General features: G+C 64.0%; 17 protein-coding genes, 3 tRNA genes and 1 pseudogene. 13 read left to right on the top strand and 8 right to left on the bottom strand.

The window, feature by feature from the left end; translation table 11 throughout:
• The first annotated feature begins 57 nt into the window (after positions 1-57).
• Positions 58-642: an oligoribonuclease gene (gene orn / locus ACCQ16_RS11310; RefSeq protein WP_008577153.1), complete on the top strand. Its 585-nt coding sequence runs from the start codon at positions 58-60 to the stop codon at positions 640-642.
• 220 nt (positions 643-862) lie between these two features.
• Here orn and ACCQ16_RS11305 read toward each other — a convergent pair whose 3' ends face one another.
• The gene (locus ACCQ16_RS11305) at positions 863-1,855 is read right to left on the bottom strand and encodes a mechanosensitive ion channel family protein (RefSeq protein WP_008577156.1); all 993 of its coding nucleotides are present in this window, start codon (positions 1,853-1,855) and stop codon (positions 863-865) included.
• Positions 1,855-4,233 carry a phosphoenolpyruvate synthase gene (ppsA, locus tag ACCQ16_RS11300; protein WP_372379956.1) on the bottom strand — a complete coding sequence of 793 codons (2,379 nt, stop codon included), beginning with the start codon at positions 4,231-4,233 and terminating at the stop codon, positions 1,855-1,857. The genes ACCQ16_RS11305 and ppsA overlap by 1 nt, the downstream gene beginning before the upstream one ends.
• 142 nt (positions 4,234-4,375) lie before the next feature.
• Between ppsA and ppsR the strand changes: the two genes are divergently transcribed.
• From ppsR to ACCQ16_RS11285, 3 genes are all read left to right on the top strand, one after another.
• Positions 4,376-5,197, top strand: coding sequence for a posphoenolpyruvate synthetase regulatory kinase/phosphorylase PpsR (gene ppsR, locus ACCQ16_RS11295; RefSeq protein WP_003482830.1), 822 nt, complete (start codon positions 4,376-4,378; stop codon positions 5,195-5,197).
• Positions 5,198-5,391: 194 nt separating this feature from the next.
• Positions 5,392-5,901 (top strand): DUF1249 domain-containing protein, encoded by a 510-nt coding sequence (locus ACCQ16_RS11290; protein ID WP_008573198.1) that lies wholly within the window; start codon positions 5,392-5,394, stop codon positions 5,899-5,901.
• Positions 5,902-5,971: 70 nt separating this feature from the next.
• Positions 5,972-6,460, top strand: a complete 489-nt coding sequence (locus tag ACCQ16_RS11285; protein WP_008573201.1) for an NUDIX hydrolase — start codon at positions 5,972-5,974, stop codon at positions 6,458-6,460.
• 358 nt (positions 6,461-6,818) lie between these two features.
• On the opposite strand, the gene ACCQ16_RS11280 is transcribed toward ACCQ16_RS11285, so the two are convergent.
• Positions 6,819-7,577, bottom strand: a complete 759-nt coding sequence (locus ACCQ16_RS11280; protein ID WP_014090226.1) for a 3-hydroxybutyrate dehydrogenase — start codon at positions 7,575-7,577, stop codon at positions 6,819-6,821.
• A gap of 84 nt (positions 7,578-7,661) precedes the next feature.
• Here ACCQ16_RS11280 and ACCQ16_RS11275 point away from each other — a divergent pair, with 84 nt between their 5' ends.
• From ACCQ16_RS11275 to ACCQ16_RS11255, 5 genes are all read left to right on the top strand, one after another.
• Positions 7,662-8,324 carry a CDP-alcohol phosphatidyltransferase family protein gene (locus ACCQ16_RS11275; protein ID WP_011347422.1) on the top strand — a complete coding sequence of 221 codons (663 nt, stop codon included), beginning with the start codon at positions 7,662-7,664 and terminating at the stop codon, positions 8,322-8,324.
• Positions 8,325-8,378: 54 nt separating this feature from the next.
• Complete coding sequence (gene phaE / locus ACCQ16_RS11270; protein ID WP_277572740.1) at positions 8,379-9,608, top strand: class III poly(R)-hydroxyalkanoic acid synthase subunit PhaE; 1,230 nt, start codon at positions 8,379-8,381, stop codon at positions 9,606-9,608.
• The gene (locus tag ACCQ16_RS11265; RefSeq protein WP_011347424.1) at positions 9,605-10,681 is read left to right on the top strand and encodes a class III poly(R)-hydroxyalkanoic acid synthase subunit PhaC; all 1,077 of its coding nucleotides are present in this window, start codon (positions 9,605-9,607) and stop codon (positions 10,679-10,681) included. Before phaE ends, ACCQ16_RS11265 begins: the two co-directional genes overlap by 4 nt.
• 115 nt (positions 10,682-10,796) lie before the next feature.
• Positions 10,797-10,994, top strand: coding sequence for a PspC domain-containing protein (locus ACCQ16_RS11260; RefSeq protein WP_011347425.1), 198 nt, complete (start codon positions 10,797-10,799; stop codon positions 10,992-10,994).
• Positions 10,995-11,002: 8 nt separating this feature from the next.
• A complete protein-coding gene (locus tag ACCQ16_RS11255; RefSeq protein ID WP_014090228.1) occupies positions 11,003-11,479 on the top strand; it encodes a hypothetical protein in 477 nt (158 codons plus the stop codon).
• Here the strand turns inward: ACCQ16_RS11255 and ACCQ16_RS11250 are convergent.
• Positions 11,437-12,648 carry an NAD(P)/FAD-dependent oxidoreductase gene (locus tag ACCQ16_RS11250; RefSeq protein WP_277572741.1) on the bottom strand — a complete coding sequence of 404 codons (1,212 nt, stop codon included), beginning with the start codon at positions 12,646-12,648 and terminating at the stop codon, positions 11,437-11,439. The genes ACCQ16_RS11255 and ACCQ16_RS11250 overlap by 43 nt on opposite strands.
• Positions 12,649-12,840: 192 nt before the next feature.
• Between ACCQ16_RS11250 and ACCQ16_RS11245 the strand changes: the two genes are divergently transcribed.
• Together ACCQ16_RS11245 and ACCQ16_RS11240 are read left to right on the top strand one after the other, a co-directional pair.
• Positions 12,841-13,068, top strand: a complete 228-nt coding sequence (locus tag ACCQ16_RS11245; RefSeq protein ID WP_008573245.1) for a hypothetical protein — start codon at positions 12,841-12,843, stop codon at positions 13,066-13,068.
• A 102-nt stretch (positions 13,069-13,170) separates the two neighbouring features.
• The gene (locus ACCQ16_RS11240) at positions 13,171-15,534 is read left to right on the top strand and encodes a Tex family protein (protein WP_014090230.1); all 2,364 of its coding nucleotides are present in this window, start codon (positions 13,171-13,173) and stop codon (positions 15,532-15,534) included.
• A gap of 194 nt (positions 15,535-15,728) precedes the next feature.
• Here ACCQ16_RS11240 and ACCQ16_RS11235 read toward each other — a convergent pair.
• Positions 15,729-19,121 (bottom strand): annotated as a pseudogene (locus ACCQ16_RS11235) (PAS domain S-box protein); the annotation flags it as partial.
• A 202-nt stretch (positions 19,122-19,323) separates the two neighbouring features.
• Positions 19,324-19,704, bottom strand: coding sequence for a response regulator (locus ACCQ16_RS11230; protein ID WP_011347430.1), 381 nt, complete (start codon positions 19,702-19,704; stop codon positions 19,324-19,326).
• A gap of 138 nt (positions 19,705-19,842) precedes the next feature.
• Between ACCQ16_RS11230 and ACCQ16_RS11225 the strand changes: the two genes are divergently transcribed.
• Both ACCQ16_RS11225 and ACCQ16_RS11220 read left to right on the top strand, forming a co-directional pair.
• Positions 19,843-19,929: transfer RNA gene (locus tag ACCQ16_RS11225), tRNA-Leu, on the top strand.
• Positions 19,930-20,301: 372 nt separating this feature from the next.
• Positions 20,302-20,478, top strand: coding sequence for a hypothetical protein (locus tag ACCQ16_RS11220; RefSeq protein ID WP_003482805.1), 177 nt, complete (start codon positions 20,302-20,304; stop codon positions 20,476-20,478).
• A 295-nt stretch (positions 20,479-20,773) separates the two neighbouring features.
• On the opposite strand, the gene ACCQ16_RS11215 is transcribed toward ACCQ16_RS11220, so the two are convergent.
• A tRNA-Glu gene (locus tag ACCQ16_RS11215) sits at positions 20,774-20,849 on the bottom strand.
• Positions 20,850-20,896: 47 nt separating this feature from the next.
• Positions 20,897-20,972 (bottom strand) — tRNA-Ala (locus ACCQ16_RS11210).
• Between the last annotated feature and the right edge of the window lie 521 nt (positions 20,973-21,493).

The raw sequence follows: 21,493 nt of genomic DNA, 5'->3' as shown, positions 1-21,493 counted from the left end.
GTATGATGCGCGCCCTCTTCAGCATCCGGCCGGCGACGGCCTCCACAGGACGGCGATATGGCAGAGAACCTTGCAGGCAACGACCGACTGATCTGGATCGATCTGGAAATGACCGGCCTGGATACCGATCGCGATTCCATCATCGAGATCGCCACCATCGTGACCGATGCGCAGTTGAACGTGCTTGCCGAGGGGCCGGAACTGGCCATTGCGCATCCGCTGGAAACCCTGGAAGCGATGGACGAATGGAACCGCAATCAGCACCGCCGTTCGGGTCTGTGGCAGCGCGTGCTCGACAGCCAGGTGACCCACGCGCAGGCTGAAGCGCAGACGGTGGCATTCCTGAGCGAGTGGATCCGTGCGGGCGCCTCGCCGATGTGCGGCAACTCGATCTGCCAGGATCGCCGCTTCCTGCACCGTCAGATGTCGCGCCTGGAACGCTATTTCCATTACCGCAATCTGGACGTGTCCACCATCAAGGAACTCGCGCGACGTTGGGCGCCCTCGGTGGCGAACGGGTTTGCGAAGAGTTCGGCGCATACCGCCCTGAGCGATGTGCGCGATTCGATCGACGAGTTGCGCCACTACCGTCAGTTCATGGGCGCGCTCGGTGGCGATGCTGCGGCGGGTGTGGAGGGCTGAGCGTTGGCCACGGCGTTGTTGCAGGCTGTTGGCGTGTCGCCGGTGTCCCATTCCAATGGCACGCATGCGTGCGCCAGTTGACTCCTCAGTCGACTGCGCGGGGTGCAGGCCACTCGATGGCGACCCATCCAACAAAAGCATCCAACAAGAAAGGCATCAACAAAAAGGCCGCATCGTTCGATGCGGCCTTTTTTGCCTTTCCATCGCGCCATTGTGTACGTCAGCGCGCCAACGAAGGCCCCTTGCTCAGGTCGCCATCGTCGGCGATGCCTTTCAGCAACAGGTCGGAGATCGGCTTGCCATCGGCATCGTGGTGATACACGTGCAGGTCGCGCTGCGGGTAGGGGATGTTGAGTCCGTTTTCCAGCAATTGATTGCGGATCTGCTCCAGCGTGGTGCTCTTGGCGGCGCCGAAATTGCCGTTGGTCGCATACGCGAACAACATCAGATCCACCGTACTCTCGCCCAGATTGGTCACCTGCACGAATGGTGCAGGCGATTCCAGGATGTTCGGGTTGTCCTTGGCGATCTGCAGCAACAGCTGCTGCGCCTTCTTCAGATCGTCTTGGTAGCCCACGCCGACCGTCACTTCCAGGCGGCGGTTGGGCAGGGTGCTGTAGTTGACGATGGGGGCGGTGGTAATCGTGCTGTTTGGCAGGGTGATCATGCGTTCGTCGAACGAACGGATCCGGGTCTGGAAGATCCGGATCTCGTCGACGATGCCTTCCTGCCCGGCGATCAACACGTGGTCGCCATCGCGCATCGGCCGCAGCACGATCAGCATCACGCCTGCGGCGATGTTGGACAGCGAATCCTTCAGGGCAAGGCCGACCGCCAGGCCTGCTGCGCCGAGCACTGCGATCAGTGAGGTCGGTGGCACACCGATCTGACTCAATGCGCTGACGAAGACCAGCACCAGCAACAACGCGTACATCACGTTGCGCAGGAAATTGGTCAGCGTGATCTCGACGCGTGCGCGGGTGAGCGCGCGGTGCAACCACTGGCTGAGTTGCCGGGCCAGCCACATGCCGACCACGACGATCAGCAGTGCCACTCCCCAGTTGACCGCGTACTGCGCCCACGGAATGGCGGCCCAGTTGAATGCCGGCTCGCTGGTCGCGGCGGGCTTCGCGGCTGCCGCTCCTGCTGCAGCAACCGGTCTTGCAGCAGCTGCTCCTGCAGCTGCTGCCCACATCGCACCCATCAGTCCCATCAGTCCTCGCTCTTGAGCTTGGCCAGACGCAGCCAGGTGTCGACCACGGTGTCGGGATTCAACGACACCGATTCGATTCCTTCCTGCATCAGCCACTCGGCCAGTTCCGGGTGGTCGGACGGCCCCTGGCCGCAGATCCCCACGTATTTGCCCTTGGCGCGCGCCGACTTGATCGCCATCGACAGCAGCTTCTTGACCGCCGGGTTCCGCTCATCGAACAGGTGCGCCACGATCGAAGAATCGCGGTCCAGGCCCAGGGTGAGCTGGGTCAGGTCGTTGGAGCCGATCGAGAAGCCGTCGAAGATCTCCAGGAACTCGTCGGCCAGCAGCGCATTGGACGGCAGCTCGCACATCATGATGATCTTCAAACCGTTCTCGCCTTGCTTGAGCCCGTTCTGCTCCAGCACTTCGATCACCTTGCGGCCTTCTTCCAGCGTACGCACGAACGGGATCATCACCCAGAGGTTGTCCAGGCCCATCTCGTTGCGCACCTTCAACACCGCCTTGCACTCCAGCGCGAAGGCCTTGGTGAAGGACGGGTCGACGTAGCGGCTGGCGCCGCGGAAGCCGATCATCGGGTTCTCTTCATGCGGCTCGTAACGCGAACCGCCGATCAGGTTGGCGTACTCGTTGGACTTGAAGTCCGACAAACGCACGATCACGGTACTCGGCGCGACCGATGCGGTCAGCGTAGCGATGCCTTCGGCCAGGCGGTTGACATAGAAGCTGACCGGATCGCCATAGCCGGCGATCTTGGCGTCGATCTTCTTGCGGACATCGGCATCCTGCTTGTCGTATTCCAGCAGGGCGTTGGGATGCACGCCGATGTGCGAGGCGATGATCATTTCCAGGCGCGCCAAGCCGATGCCGGCATTGGGCAGCTGGCCGAAGTCGAACGCGCGTTCCGGGTTGGCGACGTTCATCATGATCTTCAGCGGGGCAGGCGGCATGTTGCCCAGATCGGTCGTGGTGCGCTCGAACGCCAGCTTGCCTTCGTAGATGAAGCCGGTGTCGCCCTCGGCGCAGCTGACGGTGACTTCCTGGCCGTCCTTGATCACGGCGGTGGCATTGCCCGAGCCGACCACGGCCGGCACGCCGAGCTCACGCGCGATAATCGCTGCATGGCAGGTACGGCCGCCGCGGTTGGTGACGATGGCCGAGGCGCGCTTCATCACCGGCTCCCAATCGGGGTCGGTCATGTCGGCGATCAACACATCGCCAGCCTGGACACGATTCATGTCGTCCAACGAACGCACCACGCGTGCCACGCCGCTACCGATCTTGGCACCGACCGCGCGGCCTTCGGCCAGGATTTTGGCGTCCTTGGCTTCCAGCGCAAAACGTTCGATCTGGGTCGCATGGCTGCGCGACTTCACCGTCTCCGGACGCGCCTGCACAATGAACAACTTGCCGCTGACGCCGTCCTTGGCCCACTCGATATCCATCGGGCGGCCGTAATGCTTTTCGATCACCAACGCCTGCTTGGACAGCTCCTGCACGTCTTCGTCGCTGATCGAGAAGGTGTTGCGCAGTTCCACCGGGGTGTCTTCGGTGCGCACACGCTCGCCGGGCACGTCCGAATAGACCATGCGGATGGCCTTGCTGCCGAGCGAGCGGCGCAGGATTGCCGGCTTGCCCGCGGTCAGCGTGGGTTTGTAGACGTAGAACTCGTCGGGGTTGACCGCGCCCTGCACGACCATTTCGCCCAGACCGAAGCTGGAGGTGACGAACACCACGTCGCGGAAACCGGATTCGGTGTCAAGCGTAAACAAGACGCCTGCCGCGCCCACGCCCGAGCGCACCATCAACTGCACGCCGGCCGACAGGAACACGTCTTCATGCTTGAAGCCGTGGTGCACGCGATAGGCGATCGCACGATCGTTGTAGAGGCTGGCGAACACTTCCTTGACCTTGTGCACCACATCGTCGGCGCCGGTCACATTGAGGAAGGTCTCCTGCTGGCCTGCGAACGAGGCGTCCGGCAGGTCTTCGGCGGTTGCCGAGGAGCGCACGGCCACGGCAACGTCACCGCCGCCGTTCTCGGCGCACAACTGGGCGTAGGCGGTGCGGATGTCGCGGTCCAGTTCCGGCTGCAGCGGGGCATCGATCACCCAGCCGCGGATTTCCTTGCCGGCCAGCGTGAGTGCATTGACGTCTTCGACATCCAGCGTCGCCAGCTTGTCAAAGATGCGCTTGGACAGATCGTTGTGTGCGATGAAGTCCTTGAAAGCTTCCGCGGTCGTCGCATATCCACCGGGAACCGAGACGCCCAACCCAGCCAGGTTGCCGATCATCTCGCCAAGTGAGGAATTTTTACCGCCTACGCGGGCCAGGTCGGCCAGGCGTAGCTCATGCAACCACAGGATATTCTCGTTCAAGCGCGATGCTCCGTAAGGCCATCGCCCGAGCGGGCTGAATGGCCGCGACCGTAGGAAGAAGCCGCTATGATGCAGTGCACAGCGGAGCCTGCACAAGCATGAATCCGTAAGTTTTGGACACCAGTTCAAAGAGGTGGTCTTGATGTCAACAATTCGGCCGGTGTTTTACGTCTCCGATGGAACCGGTATCACCGCTGAAACGATTGGGCATAGCCTGCTCACGCAGTTCAGCGGTTTCAACTTCGTCACCGACCGCATGTCGTTCATCGATGATGCAGATAAAGCGCGCGACGCCGCCATGCGTGTGCGCGCCGCAGGCGAGCGGTACCAGGTGCGGCCGGTCGTGGTCAATTCGTGCGTCGATCCACAATTGAGCATGATCCTGGCCGAAAGTGGCGCGCTGATGCTGGATGTGTTCGCGCCCTTCATCGAGCCGCTGGAGCGCGAGCTCAATGCGCCGCGTCATTCGCGTGTGGGCCGCGCGCATGGCATGGTCGACTTCGAAACCTATCACCGCCGCATCAACGCGATGAACTTCGCGCTCAGTCACGACGATGGCATTGCACTCAATTACGACGAGGCCGATGTGATCCTGGTGGCAGTGTCGCGCGCGGGCAAGACCCCTACCTGCATCTATCTGGCCTTGCATTACGGCATCCGCGCCGCCAACTATCCGCTGACCGACGAAGATCTGGAAAACGAGCAGTTGCCGCCGCGGTTGCGTAACTACCGCAGCAAGTTGTTCGGTTTGACCATTGACCCTGAGCGGTTGCAGCAAATTCGTCAGGAGCGGCGCGCCAATTCGCGCTACAGCGCGGCAGAGACCTGCCGGCGCGAAGTCGCGATCGCCGAGCGCATGTTCCAGATGGAGCGCATTCCCTCGCTCAGCACCACCAATACCTCGATCGAAGAAATCTCCAGCAAGGTGTTGTCCACCCTGGGCCTGCAGCGCGAGATGTTTTGATCGGGAATGGGGATCAGGCGTGGTCGCCGGCCCGCCGGTCTTGCGAGCGTGCGCATCGGACGGAGAGCGACCGGTGCGCTTGCGGCGGCGGCTGTTGGAGCAAAGCGGGCGGGGCAGTGCTCCGCCAAGGTAGGCCTGCCGTTGGGCCCTCGTCAATGCTGCCCGTGCGGCGGCGCAGCGTGTAGGATCGGTCCATGGCGCAAGCACTGAGCAAACTCGAACGCATTCCCAAACTGAGCCGCTTCGGCTGGCTGATGGGCTTGTATGCAGAAAACTTCCAACATCTGACCCGGCTGTTCGCCCCGGCCGATCTTGCGCCGGGCTCGTACGTGTCCTCGATCGGCGATGGCCTGAACCTGCGGCTGGACGTGATCGAATGCCACCGCTACACGGTGGAGCTGCGCCTGACCTACGACCTGTGCGACCCGGTTACCGGCGAGCCGGACCCATCGGCGTATGTGCGGCTGTACCGCGATGCGCGCCAGGCCGAGACCACGCATTGCTATGTCGGTCGGCGCTGGCAGGACGTGATGGGCATGTTCCCGCCGCCGGCCGAGCTGATCAGCCACCGCATGCGCATGAATACGTTCCTGGGCAAGTGGCTGGAGTACCTGGCCGAACGCGGCCACGGCGTTGCGACCCTGCGCCTGGATACCGATCACGTGGCACCGCCGCGCCCGAATCCGCAGGCCGCCGTCGGCTGAGCCGGCGTTACCGCCGCGTGCGGCGTGCCGCTTCAGTCATACTGATGCGCTTCGTGTCAGATCGCATGCCATGCCCTATACCCCGATTGTCGCCACGCTCGGCTACCTGTTGTCGCCGGACGGCACCCAGGTGCTGATGATCCATCGCAATGCCCGTCCCGGCGACCAGCATCTGGGCAAATACAACGGCCTGGGCGGCAAGATGGAGCCGGACGAAGACGTGCTGGCCTGCATGCGCCGCGAGATACGCGAGGAAGCCGGCGTCGACTGCGGGCAGATGCAGCTGCGCGGCACCATCAGCTGGCCCGGCTTCGGCAAGCAGGGCGAAGATTGGCTGGGCTTCGTGTTCCTGATCCACAGCTTCGACGGCACGCCCCACACCTCCAATCCGGAAGGGACGCTGGAGTGGATCGCGATCGAGCGGATGGACCAGGTGCCAATGTGGGAAGGCGACCGCCATTTCCTGCCGCTGGTGTTCGATGGCGACCCGCGCCCGTTCCACGGCGTCATGCCGTATCGCGACGGGCGCATGCAGTCGTGGACGTATTCGCGGATCTGATCGCTGCGCGTGCACAACGCGATGGGGACGTGACGCCGACACCGTTCCGGCAGCTGCCCAACCGAGCCCGACTGTTGTAGGGCGATGTCCTCGACGTGCGACGGGGCAGCGGAGCAGCGCTTCCCCTCCGATCGGCGAGCCGTGCCGGCTCGCGGCGCAGCACCAATTCCAGCCAGGCTCAACCGTGCGCTGTCTGACATTAATCGCGGGGAGCTTTTCGACGCTATCGAGAACGGCAGGCCTCACCCAGTTCTCCACACCCCCTGTGGATGGACGCTGCGCAAGTCTGTGGACAAGTCCGCGCACCCCTTGCGCCATCCGGCATGCGCGAGGGCTGGTCAAAATTTCGCCAGCGTGATCATTGGGCCGTCCAGCCGCCGTCGATGGCGATGGCTTGCCCGGTGATGTTGCGCGCGGCATGCGACATCAGAAACGCCACCGTGCCGGCTAGCTCGTCGTACTCGATGAAGGCGCCCTTGGGCATCGGCTTGAGCATCACATCGCGCACCACCGCGTCCTCGGCGATGCCGCGGGTGCGCGCCTGATCGGCAATCTGCCGCTCCACCAGCGGTGTGCGCACATAGCTGGGGCAGAGCGTGTTGACGGTGATGTCGCAATCGGCGGTTTCCAGCGCGATGACCTTGGCCAGGCCGACCAGGCCATGCTTGGCGGCGACATACGCACTTTTGTATGGGCTGGCCACCAGCGAGTGGATGCTGCCGATATTGAGGATGCGGCCATAGCCGGCTGCACGCATGCTGGGCAGCACGGCGCGACTGAGGCGTGCGGCGCCGGTGAGCATGACATCCACCAGCAGCGCCCACTGCTGCATCGGGAACTCCTCCAGTGTGGCCACATGCTGCAGGCCGGCATTGTTCACCAGTACCTGCGGGGCGCGTGATGCGTTGGCCAGTGCCTGCGCAATGCTGTCTGCATCGGTCACGTCCAACGCCAGCGCCTCGGCCGAGCCGCCTGCTTTGCGCAACGCCTCGGCCGTGCGCTCGGCGTCCGCCAGCTGCACATCGCTGACGAGCAGATGATGACCATCGGCCGCCAGTTGGCTGGCGATACCGGCGCCAATGCCGCTGCCCGCGCCGGTGATCAGGATGCTGCGCATCGGATGTCCTCGTGAAGTGGTGCGCGGCCGGGAGCGGTCACGCGGATCGCCAGCCTAGCCGAGTGCAGCGAAACGGTCGCCTGCATGGCGCGCGCGCGTTACCCTTTGCGCCTTGCTCACCTCAGGCTCCGCATGAAACGCCATTTTTCGATGCTGCGCGATTTCCAACTCGCGGACTGGTTCACGCTTGCCAACGCGTTCTGCGGCACCGGCGCGGTGTTTGCGGCCATGCGGTTCCTGCAAGAGGGGCATCGCGGCGATTTGCTGCTTGGCATGGCCTTGATCCCGCTGGCGTTCGTGTTCGATGCGCTGGACGGGCATGTGGCGCGCTGGCGCAAAGCGTCTTCCACGCTGGGCCGCGAACTGGATTCGCTGGCAGACGTGATCTCCTTCGGCGTGGCGCCGGCGGCGCTGGGCTACGCCTGCGGCATGCGCGGCGGTTGGGACTGGCTGGTGCTGAGCTACTTCGTCTGCTGCGGGGTCAGCCGCCTGGCCCGCTACAACGTCACCGCCGAAGAGATCGCTGGCGAGGCCGACAAGGTGCCGTATTTCGAAGGCACGCCCATTCCGACCAGCCTGGTTTTGGTGATCCTGCTCGCCGTTGCCGCCAGCAGCGGGCATATCGGCGACACCTTGTGGTGGGGGCAATGGCAACTGGGGCCGTGGCAGTTCCATCCGCTGGTGCTGCTGTTTGCGGTGTCCGGCTCGCTGATGATCAGCAAGACGCTGCGTATCCCCAAGCCCTGAGCGGCACACCGCCACGCACGCGGTAGGATGGCTGGGTAAAGGTCACTGGACGGGATGATGGCAAGCAGCGGTTCGGACAACGGCAACTTCGACGACAAGGCGCGCCAGTATTGGGCTGCCTGGGGAGATGCCATGCGCCACGGCCAGGCCGGCGCCGCCGCGCAACAACCACCGCCCGCGTCCGGTAGCGATGCTCCGCAGGATTGGCGCAAGGCCGTGGATTGGTGGTCGCAGTTGCTGCCCACCCAGGCCGCCCCGCAGGCGCAGGAGGCCATCGACCGCTTCCGCACCCAGGCCGGCGACTGGTTCGGGACCATGCAGCAGGTGGCCGCGCAGTTTGCCGGGCGCGACACCTCGGCCAATGAAGTGGCCGAGGCCTGGCGCCAGGCCGTACAAGGGCAGGGCGAACAGCTGATGCAGTGGACCTTGGGTTCGCTGCGCGGCGGCAGCCCGGGCGGGTTCGACCCGTGGCTGCAGGACGCGGCGCAGGCGCTGCAGAAGTGGCGCGAGGAAAATGCGCCCTGGCTGGACATGCCGGCGTTCGGATTGAACCGCAATCACCAGTCGCGCCTGCAGAAACTGGCACGCGCACAGCAGGAGTTCCAGGCCCAGTCGGAGGCCTATGGCGAGCAACTCAAGGCGGCGATCGAGCAGGCGTTCGCGCGCTTCGCGTCCAAGCTGAGCGAGCACGAGAGCAGCGGTAGCCAGCTGACCAGCGCCCGCGCCCTGTTCGATTTGTGGATCGAGGCGGCCGAAGAGTCCTATGCCGATGTCGCCTTGTCGGAGCAGTTCCGCAAGGTGTACGGCGGTTTTGCCAATGCGCACATGCGTCTGCGCGCTGCGCTGCAGGAAGAGGTCGAGCAACTCAGCGAACGCTTCGGCATGCCCACACGTTCGGAGATGGACGCCGCGCATCGGCGCATTGCCGAACTGGAACGCCTGGTCAGGCGGATGCTGCGTAACGCAGCTTCACCGGCAAGCGAGCCCGCTGCGGCGCCGCAGCCTGAAACGGTGACATCGGCGGCGGGCAAGCGCGCGTCGTCCGCCAGCGCCAGTGCGGCGGCAGCGCGGCCGGCGGAGGCAGCACGGGCAGTCAAGCCGGGTGCATCCAAGAAGGCGTCCGTCGACAGGACCGCGACGAAAAAGGCGGCTCCGAAACAGGCGCCAGCGGTCTCCAAGTCGACGAAAACGACCTCGGTCAAGAAGCGCGGTGGGGCGAAATCCCCGCCCAAGCCTGCGGACCGTAAACCCGCTGCAGGTAAAAAACGTGGAGCGCAGGCATGAAAGGTCCGTTGGGATTCAGTGCCGAAGACCTGATGCAGGAAACCTTGTCGATGCAACGCAAGTTGCGCGAAGGGCTCAAGTTGCTGCCGGGCGTGGACGATGTGGATTACGGCGTCACCGAGCGCGAAGAAATCTGGCGCGATGGCAAGGTGGTGCTATACCGCTTCATCGGCGAGCAGGCACCGGTGGCGAAGACGCCGCTGCTGATTGTCTATGCATTGGTCAATCGCCCCTACATGGTCGATCTGCAGGCGGATCGCTCGCTGGTGAAGGGGCTATTGAGTCACGGCCAGGATGTCTACGTGCTGGATTGGGGCTACCCGGACCGATCCGAGCGCTACCTCACGCTGGAAGATTATTTGCTGCGCTATATCGACGGTGCGGTGGATCACCTGCGGGCGCAGTCGGGGCTGGAAGCGGTCGATGTGCTCGGCATCTGTCAGGGCGGCACGTTTTCGTTGTGCTACGCCGCGCTGCAACGCGACAAGGTGCGCAACCTGATCACCATGGTAACGCCGGTGGATTTCCATACTCCCGACAACATGCTGTCCAACTGGGCGCGGATGGTCGATGTGGATCTGTTCGTGGACACGATGGGCAATGTGCCGGCAGACCTGATGAACGCCAGTTACCTGATGCTCAAGCCGTTCCGGCTGAATCTGCAGAAATACGTGGGCCTGCTCGACATCCTCGACGACAAGCAGGCGCTGGAGGATTTCCTGCGCATGGAAAAGTGGATCTTCGATTCGCCCGACCTGGCCGGTGAGGCCTTCCGCGAATTCGTCACGTTGTTCTATCAGCGCAACGGGTTGGTCACCGGGCAGGTGAGCATCGGGGGACAGGCAGTCGATCTGCAGGTGCTCGACATGCCGGTGCTGAATATCTACGCCGAACACGACCACTTGGTGCCGCCGGATGCCTCACGGGCGCTAGGAGGGCTGGTCGGCAGCGACGACTACAGCGAATTGAGCTTCCGTGGCGGGCACATCGGAATCTACGTCTCCGGGCGTGCGCAGCGCGAGGTGCCGGTGGCAATCCATCGCTGGTTGCAGGAACGCGGCGGCAATGCCTGAGATGGCTGCCTGCACGCCGCGCAGGTGATGCTGCGCCAAGCAGGCCGGGCGGCCATCACGATGTGCAGCGGCCGCGTTTTCTAGACTGTTGGCTACGTCTTGCAGGAGTCCTGCCATGTCTACCACCACGTTGTCCCGCTCCCTCAACGACCGCATGATCGCCGGTGTCGTTGGCGGCATTGCGCGTCGTTTTGGCTGGAGCTCGACGCTGCTGCGTGTGTTGTTCGTCATCGTGTCGATTGCCTCGGCCGCGTTTCCCGGCATCCTGGTGTATCTGATTCTGTGGCTGCTGATCCCCAACCAGGCCGATTGAAGCCGGTAATGCGCGGCCTGCCTGCACTGCAGGTGCTGGGCGCGTTGTGGACGCTGCCCAATACCTTGATCGGGCTCGCGATCGGCGCGGCCGGCTGGTGTTTCGGCGCGCGTCCCGTCTGGTCGCCGCGGGAACATGCCGTGGCCTTTCACGCGTGGCCGTGGGGTCCGGGGGGCGCAATGACGTTGGGCAACGTGATCCTGCTGAAAGGTGCATCGCTGGACCTGCAGTGCAGCACCTACGCGCACGCCGCAGGCCGTTGCCAGCATCCGCCGGTGCGCCTGGGCGACCACGAGCGCGCGCATGTCTATCAGTACATGCTGCTTGGGCCGCTGTTCCTGCCCATGTATGTTCTGTGCGGCGGCATCCACGTGCGCAATCCGCTGGAGCGGGCTGCCGATACCTATGCGATGCACGGCCACGGTTGGTGGCCGTGGGGGATTCAACGCAGGCGCGCGAAGCCGAACAATTCGGACAGCGGGTGAGGCGTGCCCTCTAGTTGTGCACGCAACAAGCCTGCGCCAATGGCGCTATAGGTAATGCCGTTGCCGCCATAGGCCATCGCAAACGATACACGTGGCCCCAGTTCGGCATGCGGCCCGAAGAACGGCAATCCATCGGCAGTCTCTGCGAAGGTGCCAGCCCATGCGAACGCCGGGCGCAGGCGCATATCGGGCATGGTCTTGCCAATTTTCTTCAGCAACGTCCTGAGCTTGCCCTGCACGCGTGCGTCGCGGCGAGGGGGAATGTCGATGTTGTCGTCTTCGCCACCCGCGACCACGCGCCCGTCTGGTGTGCTGCGCAGGTACAGATACGGGCGCGCGGTTTCCCACATCATGGTGTGCTTGAGCGCGCCCATTTCGCTGTCGTGCAGGGGGTCGGTCACGAAGGCGTAGCTGCTGCGATTGCGCGCCACCGGCTGCGAGAGCCAGCGCTGGTTGCCATAGCCGGCTGCCAGGATCACGTGCCGGGCACGCACGCTCACACCGTCTTCGGTGCGCAGGTCGACATGCGGGTCGTGCGGATCGATCGAGGCAATGGCGGTGCGGTCATAGATGCGTGCGCCGTATTGCTCGCACTCGGAAAACAGGCGGTAGCACAGGCGGTACGGGTCTACGCTGGCGGCCAGGCGGCTCAGAATCGCGCCATCCGAATGCACGCCGTAGTTGTGCCAGAGCGGCTCGCGTTCGATCCACTCCACCGGCAGTCTCTGCGCCTGGCGGGTCTCCAGCTCGCTGCGCAGGTCTTTTATATCGCGCGAGCGGCTGGCGTAGTACAGGCTGTCCTGGCGCGTGAAGTCGGTGCCGCCGAAGGTATTGCACAGGCCCTGCAGGTCGAGGATGGCTTGCGCGCACGCCCCATAGGCCAGTGCCGCTGCCTGCATACCGTGCTGTCTGGCCAGTTCGATCATCGGTGTATCGATTTCGTACTGGAGCAATGCGGTGCTGGCCGAGGTGCTGCCCCAGCCGATGTCGCGCTGTTCGACTACCGCGACTTCGTGCCCATGGCGCACCAATTCGTGGGCAATCAGCGCGGCGGTCACCCCACCACCGACGATGGCCACTTCGCAGACGGTGTCTTGCTCCAGGCGCGGGTACGCGCGCATCAACCCGTTGCGGATCGACCAGAACGGGTAGCCACTTTTGAGGTCCATGCGGTGTCGAGCAGCGAGCGGATGGACGGCGATTGACCGCCAAGCGGGGTGAAGCGGCCGTGAGGCGAGCCCGGCCTTGCCGCCGTCACCAAACGGCAAACAGCCAGCGTTAACGTGCGTGGAAAGCTCCTCACGGCGTGCTGGTTATCCTGCCGCCACAACGCAGCAACAGCAGCAGAAGAGGGTGTGGGTATGTCGATTGTCCTGTACGTCGGTGGCAGCAAAGATGGCGACAAGGGCGTGGTGCCTTACGGTTTCAGCAAGTCGCGTGCGATGACCGATGCTGGCCCTGAGGTGTATGTCGAACGCATGGTGCCGCTGAAGGATGTCGGCAAGATCCGCGTGATGGCGCTGGAGTCGCTGCACGAAAGCATTCTGGTCGAACGTGCCGCCACCCATTACGCTCGTCAGGTCAGCTGAGCGCGGCAGCATAGGTTTACGGCGGCGTTGTCAACGGGTTTCCGTGGCGGGCCGGCACTGCGAAAATGCGTTTTTCAGTGAAGCGGGTCACCCCGCGCCGTCATGCACGATAGCCAGCTCGCCCAGCAGATTGCTCGCACCATCGCCGATGAGATCGGTGCCCAGCCCGCCCAGGCGCACGCCGCCATCGCCTTGCTCGACGAAGGCGCCAGCGTCCCCTTCATCGCCCGCTACCGCAAGGAAGTCACGGGCGGGCTGGACGACACGCAGCTACGCAACCTGGAAACGCGACTGACCTATCTGCGCGAGCTGGAAGAGCGCCGCGCGGCGATCCTGTCCAGCATCGGCGAGCAGGGCAAGCTCAGCGACGAATTGCGCAACGAGATCGTGGCGGCCGACACCAAGTCGCGGCTGGAAGACCTGTACCTGCCCTACAAGCCCAAGCGCCGCACCCGCGCGCAGATCGCGCGCGAAGCCGGGCTGGAGCCACTGGCCGATGGCCTGTTGGCGGACCCGACGCAATCTCCGGAAGTAGCCGCGGAAGCCTTCGTCGATGCCGAGAAAGGCGTTGCCGACAGCAAGGCGGCGCTGGAAGGCGCGCGCGCCATCCTGATGGAGCGCTGGGGTGAAGATGCGGCGCTGGTCGGTGAGCTGCGCAGTTGGCTGAGCGACAATGGCGTGATCCGCGCACGGGTCGCCGAGGGCAAGGAAGAGGCCGGTGCCAAGTACCGCGACTACTTCGATCACGCCGAAACATTGGCGAAGATTCCTTCGCACCGCTTGCTGGCGCTGTTTCGCGCACGCCGCGAAGAAATCCTGTATCTGGATCTGGATCCGGGCAGCGATGCCGAGGCTGGCCACCAGTACGCCGAAGGCCGTGTGGCGCGCAATGCCGGTATCTCCAACGAAGGCCGTCCAGCCGATCGCTGGTTGCTGGACGCGTGCCGGCTGACATGGCGCGCCAAGCTGCATATGCACTTGCTGTTGGACCTGTTCAACCAGGCGCGCGAAAAGGCCGAGGCCGAAGCGATCGCGGTATTCGGCGACAACCTCAAGGACCTGATGCTGGCAGCGCCGGCCGGTCCGCGGGTGGTGCTTGGGCTGGATCCGGGCATCCGTACCGGTTGCAAGATCGCCGTGGTCGATGCCACCGGCAAGCTGGTGGCTACCGAAACGATTTATCCGCACGAACCCAAGCGGCAGTGGGATCAGTCGCTGCAGACCATCAAAAAGTTGTGCATGCAGCACAACGTGGAGCTGATCGCGATCGGCAACGGCACTGCCAGCCGCGAGACCGACAAGCTGGCCGGTGAGGCGATTGCGCTGTGCGGCGCTGCCAAGGTACAGAAGGTGGTGGTGAGCGAGGCGGGCGCATCGGTGTATTCGGCCTCGGAGTTCGCGGCCAAGGAATTCCCGAATCTGGATGTGTCGCTGCGTGGTGCCGTGTCGATCGCGCGCCGTCTGCAGGATCCATTGGCCGAACTGGTGAAGATCGAGCCCAAGGCGATCGGCGTGGGCCAGTACCAGCACGATGTGGATCAATACCGTCTGGCCAAGGCATTGGAAGCGCGGGTGGAAGACTGCGTCAACGCGGTCGGTGTCTACGTCAATACGGCCTCGGCGGCGTTGTTGTCGCGCGTGTCCGGGCTGTCGGGCACGGTGGCGGAAAATATCGTGCGTCACCGCGACGACAATGGCCCGTTCAAGCGACGCAAGGACCTGCTCAAGGTGCCGCGGCTGGGCGAGAAGACCTTCGAGCAATGCGCCGGTTTCCTGCGCATTGCCGATGGCGAGGAGCCGCTGGATGTGTCGGCGGTGCATCCGGAAGCGTATCCGGTGGTGGAACGCATCGTGAGCAGCACCGGCAAGCCGATCAAGGCATTGCTGGGCGACGGCAGTTTTCTGCGTGGCCTGAAGCCGGAGATGTTCACCGACGACCAATTCGGTGTGCCGACCGTGCGCGACATCCTGAAAGAGCTGGAAAAACCCGGCCGCGATCCGCGCCCGGAGTTCAAGGCAGCGCAGTTCGCCGAAGGCATCGAGGACATCAAGCACCTCAAGCCGGGCATGGTGCTCGAAGGTGTGGTCAGCAATGTGGCCGCGTTCGGTGCGTTCGTCGATATCGGCGTGCATCAGGATGGATTGGTGCACATCTCGGCGTTGTCGGAGACCTTCGTCAAGGATCCGCGCGATGTGGTCAAGGCCGGCGACATCGTCAAGGTCAAGGTGCTGGAGGTGGATGTGGCGCGCAAGCGCATCGCGCTGACCTGTCGTCTGTCCGACACGCCGCCAGCGGCGGATGGCGCAGCGCAACCGCGCGAAGCCCGTGGCAGCGGCGGTCCGGGGCAGGGCAGGCGCGACGGTGGTGGGCGCGGTCAGGCGCAAGCCAATAGCAAACCGCGGATCACCGCGCCGCCGGCGGACAATGCGCTGGCTGCCGCATTCGCGCGTGCCAAACGTAGCTAAGTCGCGCTTTTGATCTGTCGGTTGATCGGCGTGGTTGAGTGGCGTGGCGCGGATCGAATGTGGCGGTGGATTAGTCTGCGGTTTGGCTTAACTGTGTTGGCCGCAGATCATGACGGGATCGGTAGCAAGCAACTCTGGTTGGTTTCCTTGGCGGCTGGCACGCCGCCTAACGTCATGGGGGTGATCGGCGGCTTGGCTGCAGGGTCCTTGCGCGTGGGCAAGATCAAGCGTTCGATCAGGTCGACCAGGCCGGGTGGTTCCACCGGCTTGCCCATGTGCGCATCGAAGCCGGCTACTACCGCGCGGTCGCGGTTTTCTTCGCGGACATAGGCGGTCAGGGCGATGGCCGGAATATGCCGCGGCAGATCGGCGCGGCCCGAACGCACGGTGCGGATCAAGTCGTAGCCATCGCGTAAGGGCATCGCGATATCGCTGACCAATACATCGAAGTGCGCGTTCACCAAGCAGTGCTCGGCCGCGTCCACCGACCCGGCAGCCTGCACCTGCGCCCCGGCCAGCATCAGGAACTGCATCACCGCTTCGCGCGAATCCTGATCGTCGTCGACCAGCAGGACGCGCACGCCAGCCAGGCGGTCGCGGCACTCGTCCGGCAGCGCGCCCACGTGGGTAGTGTCTGCCGAGGCAGGCCGCAGATCGCTGACCCCGTGCTGGAACGGCAACACGATGGTAAATAGCGCGCCCTGGCCTTCGCCCGCGCTGGAGGCGCCCAGACTGCCGCCATGCAGGTCCACCAACTGACGCGAGATCGACAGGCCCAACCCCAGGCCGCCCACGCGCCGTGTAGTGCCTGCATCGGCCTGACGAAAACGGTCGAACACATGCGGCAGGAAATCCGCCGCAATGCCGATCCCGGTGTCCTGCACGCACAGGCGCAGGCGCTCGTCTTCGACATCCATCGCCACTCGCACCGTACCGCCGGCAGGGGTGAACTTGAGCGCATTGCTGAGCAGGTTGGTCAGCACCTGCTGCAGCCGCCCGGCATCGCCGAAGAACCACAGCTCGCCATCGCAAGGCGCATCCAGCTCCATTGCGATCTTGCGCGCCAATGCGGTCGGCTGCATGAGTTCCAGCACGCTGCGCACGAACCCGGCGATATCGAAATGCTCGGCCTGCAGGCGGATCTTGCCGGACAGGATCGCGCTCATATCCAGCAGGTCGTCGATGATCTGCGTCTGCGCGCGCGCACTGCGTTCGATGATCACCAGGCCCCGGCCCAGATTGGCCGGATCGGCGATGTCCGATTGCATCAACCGCGACCAACCCAGGATCGCGTTGAGGGGTGTGCGCAACTCATGGCTGAGCGTGGCCAGGAATTCGTCCTTGACCCGGTTGGCATGCTCGGCCTGCGCGCGCGCGGCGGTTTCCGCCTGCAACGACAGCTTGAGCTTGGCATCCACCCGGGTGCGTTCGATCACGATGCCGGCCAGGTGCGAGGCCGAGCGCGCCATCGCCTGCTCGCGCAAGGACGGTAGGTGAGGGCGGTCGTAGTAGATATTGAGCGTGCCCAATACCTGCCCGTTGCTGGCCAGGATCGGGGTAACGCAACACGCGGCGATGCCCATCGTTGCCGAGATCGCATGGTGGCTGCTGAAGCTTGCATCGGCCTGGAGATCGCTGCAGATCACCTGACGACCCAGGTGCGCCGACAGGGCGCACGGCGGCCCCTCCGGCCCGATCGGCGATGGCTCGAAGTGCCCGCGGTACTCGATCGGAAAATGCGGTGCCGAGCCGAAACTCAAGGTGTGGCGGACCTCATCGCGCACCATCACCGAGCAGTACAACGGGATTTCACCGCGTGCCTCCACACTCAATGCGATCGCATCCAGCACCACCGGCAATGGTGCGCCGGTGGTGATCAAACTCAGGATTGCGCGGTCCGAAGCGGTGGCATCTTCGATGTGCTTGCGTTCGGAGATGTCGGTGAGCGAGCCGATGTGCCCCAGAAACCGTCCGTCGCTGGCGAAGTGCGGGGATGCGGTGTCGATGCACCAGCGGTATTGCCCGTCGTGGCGGCGCACGCGGTATTCGGCGAGGAATTCGCCGCGTTGCTCGAGTGCCTGTTCAAAGGCATGCCGCACGCGTGCTGCATCGTCCGGATGCATCACATCCCACCAGCCCTGATCCAGTGCCTGGTCTTCCCCCTGTCCGGTGAAGTTGTACCAGCGCGGATTCCAGTACACGCAATCGCCTTGCGCGTCGGCCATCCAGATCATCGCTGGCACCGTCTCGCAGAGCGCACGGAAGCGCACTTCGCTTTCGCGCAATTGCTGCTCGAATGCGCGCCGGTCATGAATGTCGGTGTAGGTACCGATCCACTCGCTGATGCTGCCATCGTCGCCGCGCACCGGGAGCGCGCGCACCAGGTGCCAGCGCGATTGCCCGTCGTGACGCAGCAGTTCGCACTCCACCTCGAGAGCGCGCTGGCCTTTCAATGCCAGGCTCCACGCCTGCTCGGACAGGCGCAGACCATCGGCGGTGTGCGCGCGGTGCCAGGCGGCATCTTCGTTGCTGGAAGGATCCAGGCCGGTGTACTCGTACCAGCGCTGGTTGAAGTAGTGCGGTCGTCCGTCCGGATCGGCAATGAAGATGATCTGCGGCATCGTATCGGCGAGGCGGCGCAGGCGCGCTTCGTTGGCCGCGAGTTGCTGCTGCGCCTTGGCCCGTTGCATCGATTCCCAGCAGCGTGCCACGACCAATCGCACCAGTTCGATCTCCGCCGACAGCCAGCGCCGCGGTGCGCGCTGATGGACGCCGATCGCGGCCACCAAGCGGTCGTGCTTGTGCAGCGGAATGGCCAGCGAGGCGCGCAAGCCGGAGCGGCGGTACTGCTCGGCCACATAGTCCGGCGCACCCGGCGCCATCGCATCGGTCGTGAACCAGGGGCGGTTCGCCAGCAGCGCATCGCGCAGGCCCTGTGCGGCCTCCAGTGGGAAGTCGCCTTGCAGGCTCGGCATGTCCTGCACATGGTCGCTGATGACATGCATGGTGCTGCCATCGGCAGCGACCAGACCGAATGCGCAACGGTTCGCCTGCAGATGCTCGCCAAGCAGGCGCACGCTGGTGTCGATGATCTGCCGCGGATCGGACACGTGCTGCAGTGCGTCTTCCAGCATCAATAGAAAACTGTCGCGACTATCGCTGCGACGTTGTTCGCTGACGTCAGCGGTCGAATCCGCAACGCCGATGTAGAGCGCGCCTACCTGCTCGCCCGTTTGCAGCACTGGGCTGCATGACCAGCGCTCCAGCTCCAGGGCCATTGCCGCGGCTGGTTCGTCATCGCCATCGTGATTGGATGCATATGTCAGCGCCGCACGCGGCTGCCCGAATGCCGCCGGGTGGTGCGGTCCCAGTCGTGCAATGCAGGCATCGTTGTAGATACAGCGCTCGTCGCGGCCCCATACGAGCAGCATCGGAACTTGCGCATGCAGGCAGATCGAGAGTGCTGTGCGCAGCGCGGGGCTGTCGCCCAACAGCGCGTCCGCAGCGTGCACGGAAGCGGCCAGCAATGCTGCAGTTTCGCTCGTCTCCGGCAGCAAGCCGGCAAACGGCGACACGGCGATATCCATCCAGCGACCCGCCCGTCATTCTTCGATGGCAAATTCTAGTAGCAACCGGCCTGCACCGGCAGCGCCGCGGAACCGGCGATTCAGCTAATCGCTGCCGGCACATGGCAACACAATGCGTCTGTGGCAGAAGGATAAGGTGTTAGAGAGAGGGCAGGCGTGCCGCACCTGGCAGTGGCACCGGCAGGGCGCCCGGTCCTGCGGCTCAGCCCTCAGCGCCGCGCAACTCGCGCGCTTTGGACAATGCACCGATCAGTTCTTCGGACAGATAGGGCTTGATCAGGATGACACCACGTTCGAATCCACTCGGGATGCTGCCGATGGCCACGCCGGTTGCCAGCACGAACGGGATACCGCGCTCCGACAACAGGCGTGCGACCGGTTCGCTGGTTTCGCCGTTACCCAGGCGATAGTCCAGCACTGCGATATCCGGTGGCTCGGCGCTGATCAGCTGCAGGGCATCGCGCACTTCGCCGACCGGGCCGATGACGACGGCACCCGCCTGAACAAGCTGCAGGTCGAGCAGCATGGCATTCATGTCATCGTTTTCGACCACGAGTACCCGAACTCCACGCAACACCGACATTGCTTACTCCTTCACTGAGTCGGCCAGTATATCGGGACTGCCTGGACACAGCGCTGCAGACCCCGCTTGCACCTGAATTCGTCAGGCGCAAACTGACACTGTTCGTTTCAACAACAAGTCGCTATACTGCGCGGCCACGCCGAAGTGGCGGAATCGGTAGACGCAGCGGACTCAAAATCCGCCGCCCTTAAAAGCGTGTGGGTTCGAGTCCCACCTTCGGCACCAGGTTGTTGCAGTACCAGCGAAAGCCCTTCTGGAGAAGTCCGGTGGGGCTTTTTGCTGTGTGCCGTTCGGCAGGGCGTGGGGCTTCGTTGATGCGGCGCGACCAGCGAGGCTGGTGGCCGTCAGTGCGGTCGAACGGAGCGCGAAGCGACGGCGTGGTTGGCGCGCGATGCACGACTGGCGTCAGGAGCAATTTGTTTGCAGTGCATCTGCGTGGCGCAGATGCTGATCGCCCGAGTTCGTCCATCGGCACGCCACGCATCAGGCACGCAACTGCCGCGCGCCGTGCAGTGCGCAGGTAATGGATGACGTTGCAGGCACGCGACCATCACGCTGCTTGCGTACCGTGGGAGTCTCTTTTGAGCGGGTGACCCCATGGACTTCGATGCTTCGCAACAGCTGCGCATCCTGCGCGACATCCACGACACCAAGCCGGTGGCCGACGAAGAGGGAAACTGGGCGGTACGCGCCGGCTATGCCACGCAAGCTGAAGATGGCGACATCGACCTGACGCACGAGGGCCGCAAGGCGCTGGATAGTGGGCAGACCTGAGGTGTTTCGCACCGTGCACTGCGTGGCTGGCCTTGAGATCGGACGGAGGTTTTACTCATCGCATTAGCGTGCGATGGGGCCTGCGACACGCCCCGAACGCATTGCGAGGTGGCGAGACGATTGGTCAGCGATGTAATGGCTTGCGAGTGCGTAGCGGGGAGTTGAATACAAGGCTCGCCAGTGAAATGCATTTGCGCGCCACTGGTCCCAGCCCGCAATGGCCTCGAAATACGTCTGAGACGAAGGTTAGGGACAGACAAGAAAAAGCCCCGGCAGTGCCGGGGCTTTGGATGATTGGCGTCCCCACGGGGATTCGAACCCCGGTGTCCACCGTGAAAGGGTGGTGTCCTAGGCCTCTAGACGATGGGGACGCGTATCAAAACCTCGTTGTCCACTTGAGACGGCCTAATGTCTGAAGTGGTGGAGCCAGGCGGGATCGAACCGCCGACCTCCTGCATGCCATGCAGGCGCTCTCCCAGCTGAGCTATGGCCCCGCGTTGCTGCGAGCCGGCAATCATAGCGACATCGCCGCGCGATGGGAAGTGGTCTGGGCAAAAAAGTTGTAGTAAGGGCGCAGCCGCCGGGCGAACTGCCGGGCCGCATGCGTCGAGCGCGGCGATTGAACAGCAACGGCGCAGCTGGAGTGCATGAAGCGCCATAAGTCCACGGTGTTCGGGGCGTGCAGTGGATTGCAGCGACGACGATATCGGCGCGCTGGATGCGCCGATGTGAGTTTGCACTCACTTCGACAGCGATCGATTCGCGAGCAACTGCCGCGCCGGGTCGCGCGTCAAGTCCGCTGCATCTCGTCTACAAGCAACACCGGATTCGCGTCCCGTGCTCGCCGTCATCACGGCATGCGTGAGCGCGACCATCGCGCACATTGCGTTTTTGGCGCGGCAATCTGTCGCGACGCTTCTGGCAACGTGACAACCGCAAGGCGGGCAGGGACATCGACAGCAAAATTATGTGCGCGCGCGAATGCGCATACGCATACGCTTGAGTCGTGCCGAAA

The sequence above is a fragment of the Xanthomonas sp. NCPPB 1062 genome (assembly GCF_041481705.2).
Lineage (GTDB): Bacteria > Pseudomonadota > Gammaproteobacteria > Xanthomonadales > Xanthomonadaceae > Xanthomonas > Xanthomonas euvesicatoria.
This window is presented reverse-complemented; position numbering and strand designations above follow the sequence as displayed.

Coding starts and splice junctions, on each gene's coding strand:
- orn (WP_008577153.1), top strand. CDS start 58: ATGGCAGAGAACCTTGCAGGCAACGACCGACTGATCTGGATCGATCTG.
- ACCQ16_RS11305 (WP_008577156.1), bottom strand. CDS start 1,855: ATGGGACTGATGGGTGCGATGTGGGCAGCAGCTGCAGGAGCAGCTGCT.
- ppsR (WP_003482830.1), top strand. CDS start 4,376: ATGTCAACAATTCGGCCGGTGTTTTACGTCTCCGATGGAACCGGTATC.
- ACCQ16_RS11290 (WP_008573198.1), top strand. CDS start 5,392: ATGGCGCAAGCACTGAGCAAACTCGAACGCATTCCCAAACTGAGCCGC.
- ACCQ16_RS11285 (WP_008573201.1), top strand. CDS start 5,972: ATGCCCTATACCCCGATTGTCGCCACGCTCGGCTACCTGTTGTCGCCG.
- ACCQ16_RS11280 (WP_014090226.1), bottom strand. CDS start 7,577: ATGCGCAGCATCCTGATCACCGGCGCGGGCAGCGGCATTGGCGCCGGT.
- ACCQ16_RS11275 (WP_011347422.1), top strand. CDS start 7,662: ATGGCGCGCGCGCGTTACCCTTTGCGCCTTGCTCACCTCAGGCTCCGC.
- phaE (WP_277572740.1), top strand. CDS start 8,379: ATGATGGCAAGCAGCGGTTCGGACAACGGCAACTTCGACGACAAGGCG.
- ACCQ16_RS11265 (WP_011347424.1), top strand. CDS start 9,605: ATGAAAGGTCCGTTGGGATTCAGTGCCGAAGACCTGATGCAGGAAACC.
- ACCQ16_RS11260 (WP_011347425.1), top strand. CDS start 10,797: ATGTCTACCACCACGTTGTCCCGCTCCCTCAACGACCGCATGATCGCC.
- ACCQ16_RS11255 (WP_014090228.1), top strand. CDS start 11,003: ATGCGCGGCCTGCCTGCACTGCAGGTGCTGGGCGCGTTGTGGACGCTG.
- ACCQ16_RS11250 (WP_277572741.1), bottom strand. CDS start 12,648: ATGGACCTCAAAAGTGGCTACCCGTTCTGGTCGATCCGCAACGGGTTG.
- ACCQ16_RS11245 (WP_008573245.1), top strand. CDS start 12,841: ATGTCGATTGTCCTGTACGTCGGTGGCAGCAAAGATGGCGACAAGGGC.
- ACCQ16_RS11240 (WP_014090230.1), top strand. CDS start 13,171: ATGCACGATAGCCAGCTCGCCCAGCAGATTGCTCGCACCATCGCCGAT.
- ACCQ16_RS11230 (WP_011347430.1), bottom strand. CDS start 19,704: ATGTCGGTGTTGCGTGGAGTTCGGGTACTCGTGGTCGAAAACGATGAC.
- ACCQ16_RS11220 (WP_003482805.1), top strand. CDS start 20,302: ATGGACTTCGATGCTTCGCAACAGCTGCGCATCCTGCGCGACATCCAC.